The 15,469-nt window shown below is 67.7% G+C and carries 9 protein-coding genes; 6 read left to right on the top strand and 3 right to left on the bottom strand.

Features of this window, described 5'->3' with window-relative positions; genetic code table 11:
* Window positions 1-263 precede the first annotated feature (263 nt).
* From WME79_RS27410 to WME79_RS27425, 4 genes are all read left to right on the top strand, one after another.
* Entirely contained in the window at window positions 264-4,229 is a 3,966-nt protein-coding gene (locus WME79_RS27410; protein ID WP_437520599.1) for an AAA-like domain-containing protein, read from the top strand.
* Window positions 4,230-4,235: 6 nt separating this feature from the next.
* Complete coding sequence (locus tag WME79_RS27415) at window positions 4,236-5,756, top strand: AAA-like domain-containing protein (protein WP_437520600.1); 1,521 nt, start codon at window positions 4,236-4,238, stop codon at window positions 5,754-5,756.
* Between the two features lie 1,040 nt (window positions 5,757-6,796).
* Complete coding sequence (locus WME79_RS27420) at window positions 6,797-8,398, top strand: PAS domain-containing protein (protein ID WP_437520602.1); 1,602 nt, start codon at window positions 6,797-6,799, stop codon at window positions 8,396-8,398.
* Between the two features lie 534 nt (window positions 8,399-8,932).
* Window positions 8,933-9,208, top strand: coding sequence for a hypothetical protein (locus WME79_RS27425; RefSeq protein ID WP_437520604.1), 276 nt, complete (start codon window positions 8,933-8,935; stop codon window positions 9,206-9,208).
* Window positions 9,209-9,512: 304 nt separating this feature from the next.
* On the opposite strand, the gene WME79_RS27430 is transcribed toward WME79_RS27425, so the two are convergent.
* The 3 genes from WME79_RS27430 to WME79_RS27440 all read right to left on the bottom strand — a co-directional run bounded on the left by WME79_RS27430 (window position 9,513) and on the right by WME79_RS27440 (window position 12,101).
* Window positions 9,513-10,325 carry a hypothetical protein gene (locus tag WME79_RS27430; RefSeq protein WP_437520606.1) on the bottom strand — a complete coding sequence of 271 codons (813 nt, stop codon included), beginning with the start codon at window positions 10,323-10,325 and terminating at the stop codon, window positions 9,513-9,515.
* A 203-nt stretch (window positions 10,326-10,528) separates the two neighbouring features.
* A complete protein-coding gene (locus WME79_RS27435; protein WP_437520607.1) occupies window positions 10,529-11,524 on the bottom strand; it encodes a zinc-dependent alcohol dehydrogenase family protein in 996 nt (331 codons plus the stop codon).
* A 100-nt stretch (window positions 11,525-11,624) separates the two neighbouring features.
* Window positions 11,625-12,101, bottom strand: coding sequence for a hypothetical protein (locus WME79_RS27440; protein ID WP_437520609.1), 477 nt, complete (start codon window positions 12,099-12,101; stop codon window positions 11,625-11,627).
* 730 nt (window positions 12,102-12,831) lie between these two features.
* Here WME79_RS27440 and WME79_RS27445 point away from each other — a divergent pair.
* Window positions 12,832-13,782 (top strand): STAS domain-containing protein, encoded by a 951-nt coding sequence (locus WME79_RS27445; RefSeq protein WP_437520611.1) that lies wholly within the window; start codon window positions 12,832-12,834, stop codon window positions 13,780-13,782.
* 272 nt (window positions 13,783-14,054) lie between these two features.
* Window positions 14,055-15,458, top strand: coding sequence for a pectate lyase family protein (locus tag WME79_RS27450; RefSeq protein WP_437520612.1), 1,404 nt, complete (start codon window positions 14,055-14,057; stop codon window positions 15,456-15,458).
* The last annotated feature ends 11 nt before the right edge of the window (window positions 15,459-15,469 follow it).

Raw genomic sequence — 15,469 nt, forward strand, 5'->3', positions numbered from 1 at the left:
CCCCTGGTGCTAGGGAACGAACGACGGAAAGTTAAGCGATATCAATAGGTTCGCAGAACACGGGTAGATGGGTTCACTTCCGCAATGGCCCAACGGGGAGCGACCGGCCGCCTTTTGGGAGCTTTAGCGTCCATCACGGTGGGGGCGGCAGCATCGCCCTGGGCCAGCGCCTGGCGGGGCGGTGTCGAGGCGAGGGAAGGGCGTCTTGGAGTTGTTGTCCGGCTACGTTGACGAGCTCACCTCGAGGAGGCGACCATTCACCTATGGCTGCCATCCCTGGCTCGTCCGGATCGACCCCGCGGCGTCGCTTTCAGGCCGGTGGCACGGTCCGGGACAACGCGCTCTACGTCGAGCGCCCCGCGGATCGCGAGCTCCCTGAGGCGCTCAAGCTCGGCGAGCTCTGCTTCGTTCTAGCGACGCGCCAGATCGGCAAGTCCAGCCTGCGCCTGCGTGCGGCCAAGACCCTCGAGGCCGAGGGGGTGGCCTGCGTGCACATCGACCTCACCCTCTTGGGCACCGGTACCGCCACCCCCGAGACCTGGTACTTCGGCCTTGCCGCGGAGATCGCCGAGCAGCTCGACCTGCCCCGGCCAGACGCCTTCTGGGAGGCGCACAAGATGCTCGGCCCCGTGCACTGCTGGTCGCGCTACCTCGAGGACGAGGTGCTCGCGCGGGCGGACCGCCCAGTCGTAGTCTTCGTAGACGAGATCGACGCCACGCTCTCGCTGCCCTTCTCGCGCGACGACTTCTTCACCGCGGTGCGCGCGCTGTACCTCCGGCATTTGGAGCGCGCGGAGGGCGCGCGGCTCACCTTCTGCCTTCTCGGTGTCGCCGCGCCCGGGGATCTTGTCGAGGATCCGACCCGCACCACGCTCAACGTCGGCCGCTCAATCCGCCTCGAGGACTTCACCCGAGAGGAAGCCGCGGCGCTTGGCGAGGGCTTCGAGGGAGTGACCGAGGACCCGGATGCGTTGATCGATGCCATCTTCGCGTGGACGTATGGACACCCGTACATGACGCTGCGGCTCTGCGAGGATCTCGCGGGCACGCGGCGGGGGCAGGCGGTGGACGACGCGGTGTGCGTGCGCTTCCTGGAGCGGGGAAGGACGGAAGATCCAAACCTGCACTACGCGGCGCGCTGGTTCGAGGAGGCGCGGGCGGGAGCAAAGGCGGAGCGGGTGCCGCGGACGCTGCGGCTCTACAAGATGCTGCTCACGGGCGAGGAGGTCACGGCGCAGGGGAGCGAGCCGGATCAGCTCGCCCTTCGGCTGACCGGGATGGCGGCGGAGCGCGAGGGCACGGGCGGGCAGCGGACGCTCGGGGTACGGAACCGGATCTTTGCGGAGGTGTTCGACGCGGCGTGGGTGCGGGCCAAAGAGGCTGACCGGGCAATAGTCGAGCCGCTTTCCCAGTGGCTCACGAGCGGGCGCAAGCAGGATTACCTGTTGCGCGGGGCGCGGCTCGAAGAGATGCGCGCGTGGGCGCAGGGGCGGCAGGATTTGACCGGGGAGGAGCGGGACTTTCTGCAAGAGTCCGCGCGGGGCGAGGAGCGGCGACAGGCCGAGGAGGAGAAGAGGCGGACGCTGCGGCGGCTGAATGCGGTCCTGATCGCGGTGATTGCGCTGCTGATGACGGCGTTCGCGGCAGTGCTGTGGCAGGCGGACAGGGCGAAGAATGCCGAGACGGAAGCGAAGAGAGAGACGGAAAAGGCGAGAATCGCCGAGGAGCACGCGAAGCGCGAAGCGGACAAGGCCAATGCGGAGAGAGATCAGAAGGAAGCAGCCAGGCGCGACGCCTTGCACGAGCGCGACCTGAAAGAGCAAGAGAGAAAACGCGCCCAAGAGGCGGCGATACGGGCACAGCACGAAGCCCATGAAAAGGAGAAGGCCAACCGTGAGGTGCAGCGCCAGGCTGCCTCGGTCAATGCGCGGCGGCTCGCGGCGTTGGCTGACCTGGCGGGGGCTTCTGGGTTAAAGCGGCGGCAGTTGCTGCTAGCCGTCGAGGCCGTAAAAGCGGGGGAGCATGCGAGGAGTCCTCTTGTCACCGTGGCGGAGCAGGCGCTCGGTGACGCCGTACGTGATGTCAGAGAGGAGCGATTGCTCGCCGGGCATGACTCGGCGGTCACTGCGGTGGCCCTGAGCCTTGACGGCCTCCGTGTCCTGACCGCTTCTAAGGATAAAACGGCGCGCATCTGGCGCGCCGACGGTCAAGGCGAGCCCATCGTCCTTCGTGGCCACAAAGGTGAGGTATCGAGCGCAATGTTCAGCCCTGACGGCGCCCGTGTCCTGACCGCATCTTTGGATAAGACGGCGCGCATCTGGCGCGCTGACGGCCAAGGCGAGCCCATCGTCCTGCGCGGCCACGAAGGCGTGCTCTGGAGCGCGGTGTTCAGCCCTGACGGTGCTCGCATCCTGACCGCATCTTTGGATAAGACGGCGCGCATCTGGCGCGCCGACGGCCAAGGCGAGCCCATCGTCCTGCGCGGCCACGAAGGTGTGCTCTCGAGCGCGGTGTTCAGCCCTGACGGTGCTCGCGTCCTGACCGCGTCTGGGGATAAGACGGCACGCATCTGGCGCGCCGACGGCCAGGGCGAACCCATCGTCCTTCGTGGCCACGAAGACGGCGTCCTGAGCGCGGTGTTCAGCCCCGATGGTGCTCGCGTCCTGACCGCATCCTTGGATAACACGGCGCGCATCTGGCGCGCCGACGGCCAGGGCGAGCCCATCGTCCTGCGCGGCCACAAAGACGCGCTATGGAGCGCAGTGTTCGGCCCCGACGGTGCTCGCGTCCTGACCGCATCCTTGGATAACACGGCGCGCATCTGGCGCGCCGATGGCCAAGGCGAGCCCATCGTTCTGCGCGGCCACGAAGGCGTGCTCTCAAGCGCGGTGTTCAGCCCTGACGGTGCTCGCGTCCTGACCGCGTCTGGGGATAGGACGGCGCGCATCTGGCGCGCCGATGGCCAAGGCGAGCCCATCATTCTGCGCGGTCACGAACGCGGGGTCGGGAGCGCGGTGTTCAGCCCTGACGGTGCTCGCGTCCTGACCGCATCCCTGGATAACACAGCACGTATCTGGCGCGCCGATGGCCAGGGCGAGACAGTCGTCCTGCGCGGTCACGAACGCGGAGTCGGGAGCGCGGTGTTCAGCCCGGATGGTGCTCGCATCCTGACCGCATCCGCGGATAAGACAGCGCGCATCTGGCGCGCCGATGGTCAAGGCGAGCCCATCGTCCTGCGCGGCCACGAAGGCGCACTCTGGAACGCGGTGTTCAGCCCGGATGGTGCTCGCATCCTGACCGCATCCGCGGATAAGACGGCGCGCATCTGGCGCGCCGATGGCCAGGGCGAGCCGATCATCCTGCGTGGCCACGAAGACGGAGTTCTGAGCGCGGTGTTCAGCCCGGATGGTGCTCGCATCCTGACCGCGTCCTTGGATAACACGGCCCGCATCTGGCGCGCCGATGGTCAAGGCGAGCCCATCGTCCTGCGTGGTCACGAAAACGCGGTCGGGAGCGCGGTGTTCAGCCCGGAAGGTGCCCGCATTCTGACCGGGTCCTGGGATAAGACGGCGCGCATCTGGCGCGCCGATGGCCAGGGCGAGCCGATCATCCTGCGTGGCCACGAAGACGGAGTTCTGAGCGCGGTGTTTAGCCCTGACGGTGCTCGCGTCCTGACCGCTTCTGGGGATAAAACGGCGCGCATTTGGCGCGCCGATGGCCAAGGCGAGCCCATCGTCCTGCGCGGCCACGAACCCGAGCTCTGGAGCACGGTGTTCAGCCCCGACGGTGCTCGCGTCTTGACTGGGTCCTCGAATACGACGGCGCGTATCTGGCGCGCCGATGGCCAGGGCGAGCCCATCGTCCTGCGCGGCCATGAGGGCGGAGTCCGAAGCGTGTTGTTCAGCCCTGACGGTGCTCGCGTCTTGACGGCATCCTTGGATAACACCGCGCGCATCTGGCGCGTTGATGGCCAGGGCGAGCCCATCGTCCTGCGGGGTCACAAAGGCGAGATCTTGAGCGCGGTGTTCAGCCCTGACGGTGCTCGCGTCCTGACTGCGTCCTGGGATACGACGGCGCGCGTCTGGACCATCTCAATCGATCGTCTCTTACAGCGCGCCTGCGCCCACGCCGCTCGCAATCTCACCCGCGCCGAATGGTCCCAATTCATGTCTGGCAACTCTTATCGACAAACCTGCACCGAGTGGCCCGAAGCCCCCACGTCGCCCTAAGCCCCCATGCTCGTCCCGCTCCAACCCCCCGGCACCCCCTACCGCTCCGCCTGGTACGTCGCTCGTCCCCACGAGGAGCAACTCGCCCTCAACTACCTCGAATATGGTCAGCCCGTCCTCCTCTGGGGCCCGCGCCGCCAGGGCCGCACCTGGCTTTGGACCCATATCTCGGAGCAATGGAGAGCCGCCGCAAACGACTTCCGCCAGGTCGCCGTTGTCTACCTTCATACCTTCGACGCCGACGCTTTCACTGATCTCGATGCTTGTCTGCGCGCCTTCGCCATTGCCTTGCTCGAAGCACTCGACGATAGCATCGGAACCGACGCTTATGCCACCGTGGAAGCCACTTGGTCTTCCCTCAAGGGCGACCCGAAACGCAAGATCAACGATCTCCTTGCCCGCACCATCCTCCGCCTCGTACCGGGCCCGCTCCTCCTCATCATCGACCGCGCCGACCTCGTCGTCGGTCGGCCCTTCTACAATGACTTCTCCGGCCTGCTACGCGGCTGGGCTGAGAGCTCGGTCGCCAAAGGGCCCTGGAAAAAGCTCCGCCTCCTCGTCTCCGTCTCTACCCCGCCCGCTCGTCTTAGTACGGAGGTTAACCAATCCTTCTTCTATAACCTCAGCGACCCCATCGAGGTCATGAACCTCGAACGGGCCCAAATCGCCGAGCTCGCCGACCGCCACGGCCTCCAGCTATCCGACGCCGATCTCGACCGCCTCATGAGCCTTGCCGGCGGCCACCCCTACCTCGTGCGCGCCGTCCTCTTCGATCTTGCCGGCCAGCGCTACACCCTCGTCGATCTCGCCTCCGGCGCGCCGCTTGGCCGCAGCCTTGCCGCCGATCATCTCTATGAGCACCGGACCCGCCTCAACGCCTCGCCCGAGCTCGGGCAGGCCTTCGCCTCCCTGGCGAAGGATCCGGCGACCCGCGTCGACGGCAAGACACTGGACGCCCTCATTCGCCAGGGGCTTGTGCAGCAGGGTGAGCGTGGAACACACCCGGTGCGGTATCGCATCTACGAACGCCTTCTCCAGACCGAGCCCGCGGTCGCGCCGGTCCGACGCAGATTACGTCTGTTCTACAGCTATGCTGCCATGGACGAGGCCCTGCGCGAGCGACTCGACGTGCACCTAAAGCTGCTGGAGCGTCAGGGGCTGATCGAGCCCTGGTACCAGCAGCGCCTACTCCCTGGCAGCGTAGGGCGTGCGGAGATCGACCGGCACCTCGACGAAGCCGATCTCGTGCTGCTTCTAGTAAGCCCGGACTTTCTCGCGTCGGACGAGTGCTGGGACGCGCAGATGACGCGCGCGCTCGCGCGGCACGAGATCGGCAAAGCCAAGGTGGTGCCGCTGCTCCTGCGGCCCTGCGATTGGGTAAGCGCACCCTTCGCAAAGCTGACACCGCTGCCCAGAGACCGGATCCCGGTGACGCGGTGGACTGATCCAGACGACGCCTGGGCCAATGTCGCGCACAGCCTGCGCCAGCTTATCACCGAGTGGCCTGGCGAGGGCGCGCGCCGTTGATACTCCCCGGGTCTGCCGGGGAGGCGCCTGCAGGTTGACATCTCCCGGAGTCGTTCCCGCACGGATTCGATCGCATTCGAAGCCGCGGTGGTTTCCTGCGCAGCAAGCGGCCTTCCTCGCTCAAACAGCACCGTTCCCCTGGAAGACTCTGGTCCCCTCCTGGCGATTGCGCCATTGCCGCACCGGCCGCCAGCCACCGCAAGGTCTTCACCAGGACCGGTTCACCACAAGGATTAACTCGAGTGCTCGTAATGGAATGGCAGAATGACGCTTGTCGCCATGGCTTGCTCACCCCTCCGGTCCCGCCGAGAGCCCGGGCAGCCGGCCGATCGCCTCGTGAACTACCCGGGCCGTCACCTCATCCTCGAGGACGAAGGCATGGCTCAGGGTGCTCGGCAAGCACGGCAGCCCGAGGAGAGGGATCGGCCGGCGCCTGCTCCCTGCCGGGCCCGCCGGTTGGACCCGCGCTGGGCCCCTGCCACTGAAAGTTCGTCCTTGGGTAACGATTTTGTGATGCCGAACCGTCGCGATCCGTCGCTTTGGCCGTCAAGCGCTGGAGCCGCTTGCAGTAGACGCCGGTTCTGACGTTTCCGTTTCCGTGGCGGCGCAGGCTCACCCAGAATGATGCGCTGTTGGGCGCGTCGACGCGCATCGTCGTCGAGAGCGTGGAGCGGTGCTCTATGGATCCGCTCTCGCTCTTGCGGCGACTCACGGCCAACGTCCCGCTGCGGCCAATGGCCTTTAGCGTGAAGAAAACAGCGCACGTGACCTGACGAGCTCAGCAACGAGGAAAGGAATGGAGGGATGAGTCACACAGTGTGTGGGTGCATGGGCGGGCAATGCCAGGACCGCCTGCCAGTGTGCCACGGCGCGCGGTGGTCCAGGTGGCGCAGCGTCGGCAGCGGCCATCGTCCGGCGGTTCCAGCGGTTCAAGGCATCGAGCCCATGCCGAGCTCGGCCAGCAGCTCCGCTGCCTGTGGATGCGCCGCGGGGTCACGGAGGCTGACACCCTGAGGGGCTCTTGCTCTACGCTCCTCCCGATGCCTAGCGACGCTCCTGCTGATCTCTACTCGCTCGCGTTCACCTGCAGCGTCGACCCGCTGCTCTTGCTCGATGGAAGCGGTCGGATCCTGGCGCTGAACCCCGCCGCCGAGCGCCTCTCCTCCACTCCCGGGGCGACGGCGCGCGGAAGGCCCGTCGATGAGGTCCTGCGGCCCGATGCGCCCCTCGGCACGCTGCTCGATCAGGTGCTCCGCGATCGCGCCCCGCGCGCCCTGCCGCCCGACTTCACCCTCCAGCTGGCGAACGAGCGCGTCGTCCTCGCCGAAGGGAGCCTCAGCCCGCTCGTCGACCCTGCGGGCGCGTGCGCCGCCGTCCTCCTCGCGCTGCGCGACGTGACCGAGCAACGCCGGGCCGAGCGGGCGGCGTGCGATCAAGGAGCGCGCCTGCACGCGGCCGTCGAGGCGCTCGACGTCGGCTTCGTCATCTACGATGCCGAGGAGCGGCTCCGCTTCTTCAACACCGCTTACAAATCGCTCTACCCCGAATGTGTCGCCGCCATTCAGATGGGCAATTCGTTCGAAGATGTCGTCCGCGAGGGCTGCCGGAACGGGATCCACCTCCACAGCGGCCTCAGCGAAGAAGAGTGGGTCGCCGCTCGCCTCGCGGAGCATCGCCGCCCCGGGGACGTCTACGTGCGACGGTTTGGGGACCGCTGGATCACCCTCAAGAGCGGCCGCCTCCCCGACGGCAGCTTCGTCGGCCTGCGGATCGATACCACCGCGCTCAAGGAGGTAGAGCTCGCGCTCGAGCGCGAGCGGCAGTTCATCCGCCTCGTGCTCGACACCATCCCGCTCGTCGTCACGGTCAAGGATCGGGACGGCAAGATGAAGCTCGTCAGCAAGAGCTACGCCGAACTGTACGACACCACGGTGGAGGGCGCGGTGGGAAAGACCGTTGCCGATCTGCCACGCTACAACGCCGAGCTCTCCGTCATCAGCGAGATGGACCGGGAGGTGCTCGCGCGCATGCAGCCGGTCTCGAGGGTTCACTCCGTCACGCGCCCGAACAGCAAGGCGCGGTGGATGTCCGTCGTCAAGGTGCCTCTCGTCGAGCAGGACGGCACGACGCACATCCTCGCCATCGGAACGGACATCACGGCGCAGCGGGAGCACGAGGAGCACATGACCGCCACCATCGCCGAGCTCGAACGGCAGAAGCAGGCCATCGCCGGTCAGCTCGCGGTCATCCAGCGCCAACAGGCGCTCATCCGCGCCCTGTCCACGCCCATCCTCCAGGTCGCCAAAGGCGTGCTCGCCGTGCCCCTCATCGGCGCGCTCGACGACGTCCGCGCGGCCGACGTCACCAGCAAGCTCCTCGACGAGGTCGTGCGCACAGGCGCTCGCTTCGCCATCATCGACGTCACCGGCATCGAGAGCGTCGACGCCGCCACGGCCGACCACCTCGTCCGCATCGTCCGCGCGATCCGCCTGCTTGGCGCGAGCGGCGTCCTCACCGGCATCGGGCCCGCCGTCGCCCAATCCATGTGCGGCATCGGGGTCGACCTCTCCGGCGTCACCACGCACGGCAACCTCCGCGCCGGCATCGAGGTCTGCCTCCGCGCGCTGCCCGTGCGGCGCTGAGCGGTGCCGGCGCTTCCCATCCTCCGCGAGGGCGACGAGGAACGACGAGGAACGACGAGGAACGGAGCGCGGAATGGAGATGGAGGATGGAGGATGGAGGTGGAGAGGTGGAAGCCGTGGTGATTCGACTCAAGCCCCTTGACGACCGGCCCGATTCGAGGCATCCTTCCGCCGTCGCTATGCTCGTCGTTGCCGCCTCCCCTTTCTCGCTCACGGCCCATCCCGCGAGCGAGCCCCGCTGACGGGCGACTGAGAAGCGCGCGACGCGTTCAAGAGGCCGCCCCGGGGATCCGGAGGCGGCCTCTCTCATTCTGGCGTCGTCAATCCTCGACCTGCGACTCGACCGGAGGAGCTCGATGAAGAACACCCTCGTCCTCTGCGCGTGACGTTGTCACGCGGAGGCATCGTCACGCGCTAGCCCGGTACCCCGTATCCGGGCGTGCTCGGGGACGCTGCGCCCGGTTGAGATGAGCCGCGGGCGCCGTCCCCGGCCGCCTACTCCGCAAGATCCTTGAAGCGGCGTTGGGTGGTCCCATGAGTAAGAAGAAGAAGTCCGAGGCCAAGCGGTATCGGAGGGCGGCGAAGCGCGCGCGCAAGGCCGCCGAGCGAGCGAAGTACGAAGCGTGGAAGGCAGCGGGGCAGAACACGAAGAGCCGGCGCGCGAAGCTCCGGGCGAAGCGGCTGCGAAAGGCGACAGTCCGCACCAGGCAACATGCGGCGGGCCCCTGCGGGAACATCGGGTGCAAGCGCTGTAACCCGATCGCCGCGAACCTGGTCTCGGTTCGTCTCCTGCATCGCACGGCGCAGTAAGACTGAAAGGGGCGCTCGGAGGACGAGCGCCCCTTTCTCCTGGTGTGCCCGGCGCGGGCATCGACGGAGCTCACGGCGCGCCCGGCGACCGTTCCTGCCAGGAGGCGATGTCTACGAGGGGCTCGTCAGCTTCGGCGCCGAGGCGGACGTTCCCCTCGACGATCAAGCGGGGGTCGGGTTCGACCCGCTTGGCCAGACGAACACGCTTCAGAACGACCACGCCGACCCGTGCTTTGCAGCCGAATGGGCGATGCCGTTCTCATCCAAAGAATGGCAGCTTTCGCTGTTCCCGCCATCGCGTCCTCTACTTCAAGAAGATGGTGACCGAGCTGGAGTAGGCGATCGTGCCGCTCGGGAAACTGCCGCACCAATTGCGCACGTGATCGCGGCAGTTCGGGTAGCTCCCATCGCCCTGCGGTATGTCGCACGCGTCGCGGCAGGTGCCGACGACCGTGAGAGCGCAGTCGTCCAGCGATGGCCCGCACACGCGCTCTATCGAGTTTTGCTCGGGCGATAGGCAGGCGTAGTAGATCGGCGGATTCGCGAAGATATTGCCATAGTATGCCCCTTCGCGCCTCGGGTACGCCATCCGCTCCGCCCAGTCGGAGGACAGCTCGCTCTTGTTCCCTCGCATCGAGATCGGGGTCGCGATCCCGAGGTGATTGATCCTGGAGAGGACGCACGCGGACACCCACGTCTTGCACGCGTTGTCGCAGGAGCCGCCCATGTCGCCCCAGTTCTTGTGGAGACCGAGCTCACCATCGAATCCATGGACGACGCCGTCGATGTTGACGTCGAGGTGCGCACCCCTCGGCAAGGCGCAGCTCACGACGTACTTGAGCAGCTCGCGCGCGAGCGGATCCCGGAGCGCGTTCGACGTCAGCGCGTTCGACGTCAGCGCGTTCGACGTCAGCGCGTTCGACGTCAACGCATTCGACGTCAGCGCGTTCGATGTCAGCGCGTTCGACGTCAGCGCGTTCGACGTCAGCGCGTTCTCGACGAGAACGCCCTGCTCCAGAACGCCGACGTCGTCGTCCTCCCCCTCCTGCAGCCCCACGCAAGCGGCCAGCGACGTCATCATGGCAGGACACAGAACCAGGACGCTTCGATACATCATGAGCAACACCCCCCCTTGGCCAGCCTATGTCCTTACGAACCTCCATGGAATTGACTTGTTGGACTAACTACGTATCCGGACAAAGTGGGAACGAATACCAGGGCGCGCCTGAGTCACGCGTCGCGAACGGTTCGCCGACACGTCCCAGACAGCACAGCACTCCTTTTACCGCTGAACGGCACGACGAGCGGGGAGCGCTGGTTTCACGGCGGCACGAGCACCGCTGCCCCGGACATGCGGCCGTTCCGCAGATCGTCGAGCGCCTCGTTGGCCGCCGCAAGCGGGTAGACGTTCACCTCCGTCCGCACCGGCACCCGGGGCGCGAGCGCGAGGAACTCCTCGCCGTCCCTGCGCGTCAGGTTCGCCACCGACCGCAGGACCCGCTCGCCCCACAGGATCGAATAAGGGAACGAGGGGATGTCGCTCATGTGGATCCCCCCGCAGACCACGGCGCCGCCCTTGCGTACGGCGCGCAGGGCGGCCGGCACGAGCTCGCCGGCCGGCGCGAAGATCAGCGCCGCGTCGAGCTCCTCGGGCGGCGCGTCGAAGGATGCGCCTGCCCACTCGGCCCCCATCGACAGCGCGAACGCACAGGCCGCGTCGTCGCCCGGCCGGACAAACCCGAAGACGCGCCGCCCCTCGAAGCGGGCGACCTGCGCCACGAGGTGGGCGGCGGCGCCAAACCCATAGATGCCAATCCGCTCCGCGTCCCCCGCCAGACGGAGCGTCCTGTACCCGATGAGCCCGGCGCAGAGCAGCGGCGCGGCCGAGAGGTCCGCGAAGCCGTCGGGGATCGGAAAGCAGAAGCGCGCGTCCGCGACCGCGAGCTCCGCATACCCGCCGTCGATCTGGTACCCGGTGAAGCGCGCCCGGTCGCAGAGGTTCTCCCGCCCTGCGCGGCAATGCGCGCACGCGCCGCAGGTCCAGCCGAGCCAGGGCACGCCGACGCGCGCGCCTCGCGCGAACCGCGGCCCTTCGCCGGGCGCGGGCACCTCCTCGAGGACCTCGCCGACGATCTGGTGCCCGGGCACGAGCGGCAGCCTGGTGTCCGGCAGCTCGCCGTCGACCACGTGCAGATCGGTGCGGCACACGGCGCAGGCGCGCACGCGGAGCAGCACCTCACCGGGCCCAGGCCGCGGAGCGGGCCGATCCTCCAGCACGAGCGGGCTCTTCGGGGCTCTCAGGACGAGGGCGCGCATGGCTCGGAGCCAAGTATATTGCGGCCCGCGCCCCCCGTCCTGCTCGCGAGCCCAGGAGTTCGCTGAGTCCACAGAATAGCGTCGCTGCCTGTCGAGCAGGCTAGAGCCGCGCGCCCCTCGCGAACATCGCCATGATCTCCGCTCCATCCCCGGCCACGGTGACATACGCCCCCTCGACGCCGAGCACATCACCCTTCTGCGCGAGCGCCTGCACGGCGCTCGCCGCCTTCTGGAGCTGCACGCCCACCGCGCCGCCGCCGATCCGCACCGGCATCCCGCGCTTCAGCTCGATCACGTAGGATCGCCGCCGCGCCGCCCAGGGGCTCGACATGTCGACGGCCAGGAAGTCGCCGCAGGAGGCGCGCTGGTTGGACCGGAAGAGCCAGAGCTCGGTCCGGCGGTGCATGAGCTCGCGCGCAAACTCATCCTCATCGGCCTTGAACGCGAACGCGTGAAAGGCGAAGGCGGCGTCGGCCTGAGACGGCCGGACGGCCCTCTGCACCAGCTCGCAGAAGAGGTCTCGTCGCACAACGGCGCGACGGGTGAGCTTGATGGAAAGCGGAAGACGGGGCGCCATGATGCACGCTCTCCGGGCGGCGCTCGGCTCGTACGAGCATCGCCCGATGGCTGGAGGTCGAAGGTCGAACACACGCCGCCCCGCTGGCGCGAGGCGAGCGGAGGGCGGACGGCAACGGGGCGCCGGCGCGCGAGCAACGCGGGCAGCGGGAAGAACCCCGCCCGGCGGAAGTGACCGCGTTGCTACCGGAAGACCTTCATGGCGCTACCTCTGCGAGGTCAAAGATACACCATCGCCCGAGCCGCGCCAGGGCGATCCGAGGAGCATCGACGGCAGCAGGGCGCACGTCACCCGCACTGCACCCCAGGAATCGAGAGCCATCTGGGCGCGTCGCGTGCTCATGTCCTACGCCATGAGATCCGTCTGGTCGAAGGATCCGGCGTTGTTGAGTTCGCCTCCGAGCAGATCGGGGCCGTGAAGAAGAGATAGCGCGACAGGTATTGCCCGCGTCGTAAAGCACGATCGGGACCGACAGCCATGCGCGCACCGTGCCACCAGCGTCCGGCCGCCGAGCGGAAAACCTGCAACGTTGATGGCTGGGCTTCAATGTGGGCAAGCCGACGACTGCGATGAGAACATCCAGCCTGGCTTTCCAGTAGATCGAGGACCGTTCTCTCGCTTATAGTTCATCACGCCTCGGGGAGACGGCGGCTCGCAGGAATACGTTTTGCGATGCTGTGCGCCGCGCAGGGGCGAGCGTGTGTGAACAAGCTAGCATGAGGGGAGCGCCATGAGCATGGATGGCCGACTCGATCCGAGCGACGCCTCGGCCCTGCGGGAGCGCGTCGTCCGCCTGGAGCAGGAGCTGGCCCAGCGCGAGCGGGAGCTGGCGGAGCACAAGCGGGAGATCGGGGCGCTGCATGAGCGCGAGGCGCAACTCCTCAAGATCGAGGCGGAGCAGAAGCGGCTCGCCGCCGTCGCGGAGAACAGCTCGGATTTCATCGGCATCGCCTCGATGGAAGGGGTCGCCCAGTACCTCAACGAGGCAGGGAGGCAGCTCGTCGGCCTCGAGGCGAGCGAGCTGCCGCAGGTGACGATCGGCAGCTTCTTCTTCCCCGACGACCTCCCCTACATCGAGCGGCACATCATGCCCGCGACGATGGAGCACGGCCGCTGGGTCGGAGAGTTCAGGTTCAGGCACTTCAAGACCGGGGCTGCGATTCCGGTCCTTTACAACTCCTTCATGATCAGGGACCCGGAGACCGGGGAGCCCATGGCGCTGGCGACCGTGACGGCGGACCTCACCGATCGCAAGCGCGCCGAGGAGGAGCGCGTCCGCCTGAAGGACGAGATGATCCGGCTCCAGGCCGCCACGCTCCGCGAGCTCTCGACCCCCCTTCTCCGCATCAGCGATCGGGCCGTCATCATGCCGCTCATCGGCGCGGTGGACTCGAGCCGCGCCGCGGCGGTCCTCGAGCGGCTGCTCCAGGGCGTCAGCGCCGAGCAGTCCAGGGTGGTGATCCTCGACATCACGGGCGTATCGAATGTGGACTCACACGTCGCCGACGCGCTCATCCGGACGGCGAAGGCCGTACGCCTGCTCGGCGCGCAGATGGTCCTCACCGGTATCCGTCCCGACGTCGCGCAGATCCTCGTGGCGCTCGGCGTTGATCTGGGCAGCATCGTCACGATGGGCTCGCTCCAGAGCGGCATCGCGTTTGCGTTGAGCCAGCCACGTTGAGGTCGGCGCGCCCGCGTCGGCTGCGCCCGCTGGCAACACTGCCTGGACCTTGGCGGTATCGCGTGCGACGCAGCACGCCATCCTGCGCCGCGGGTGACGATTTCTGAAAGTTGAGCGGGGGCTCGATCAACTCCGGGGGCATGAAGACCTGGGCGCGACGCCTGCCAGGCCGGGCGAGCATTTCTTGGCTGTCACTTTATGCTCTGGGTGCCGCCGCGTGGGCGTGTTCTGGGGCGCCGCACGACGGCTCCGGGAGCGGCGGAGCTCCGTCGGTGGATCCTGCTGGCACGGGCGGAGCGGCGCCGGGCGGAGAGACATCGGGCGGAGAAGCATCGGGCGGCGACTCCGCCTCCGGCGTGACGACGGGTCCCGGAGGGGCCGGCGGTGCGCCGAGCCCGGGTGCGGGCGGCGGCGCACCGGACCCCGGAGTGGGCGGCAGCGCTGCGACGGGCGGGTCGGGTGCCGTCGAGTTCGGGGCCTTTCCCGGCGCCGAGGGGTTCGGGCGGATGGCCACCGGCGCCCGCGGCGGCGACGTGTACCATGTCACCAACCTGAACGATTCGGGGCCCGGCTCCCTGCGGGATGCCATCAGCCAGCCACATCGCACCGTGGTCTTCGACGTCGGCGGCGTCATCAAGATCGACTCCCGCCTGGTGTTCAAGAGCAACCAGACGATCGCCGGGCAAACAGCGCCGGGCGGCGGCATCACCATCTACGGGAACGGCACGTCCTTCTCCGGCGCATCGAACACGATCGTCCGCTACGTGCGGTTTCGCATGGGCAAGATCGGTGACTCCGGCAAGGACACCGTCACCATGGCCAACGGTCACGATGTGATCTGGGACCATTGCTCCCTGAGCTGGGGGCGCGACGGCACCTTCGATCTCAACCGGGAGAGCGGGGCAGAGCTCTACAACATCACCCTGCAGGACTCGATCGTCGCTCAAGGGCTCCAGACCCACAGCACGGGCGGCCTCGTCAACACGAGCGCCACGTCGATCATCCGGTCCTTGTACATCGACAACAATTCCCGTAACCCGAAGGCCCGCGGGACGCTGCAGTTCGTCAACAACGTCGTCTACAACTGGGTCACCTCGGGGTACATCCTGGGCGACACGAGCGGGCGCTCGGATGGGGCGATGGTCGGCAACACCCTGATCCCCGGCCCGGAGACGAAGGGCGGTACCCTGGACAGCCCAACGCCCGAGTACCACCTCTATGCCGTCGACAACTGGTACGACAGCAACAAGGACGGTGTCCTGAACGGCCGCCTGCTCGGCCAAGGGGACTTCGGCTCGGTGACCTGGGAGACGACTCCGAGCGTCGAGGTTCCCGACGTGCCCGCGATGAGCGCAAAGGACGCCTTCGACCACGTGATGAAGCACGCCGGGGCGTCTCTCTGGCGTGACCCGGTCGACGACTTCGTGATGGAAGAGCTCGCGTCCCTCGGGACCGATGGCGCCACGATCAGCGACGAGAAGAGCCTCGGCCTCCCCAACGTCGTTGGAGACATCCCGGGGGGCACTGCGCCCAAGGACACGGATCAGGACGGAATGCCCGATGCGTGGGAGGTCTCCGCCTCGCTCGACCCCGGCGACCCGGAGGATCGCAATGGCGACCGCAACGGCGACGGCTGGACGAACCTCGAGGAGTACATCAACTCCCTCGTCCCGTGACGCCTCGTGGA

Origin of the sequence: Sorangium sp. So ce726 (assembly GCF_051521405.1) — a bacterium.
Classification (GTDB): Bacteria; Myxococcota_A; Polyangia; order Polyangiales; family Polyangiaceae; genus Sorangium.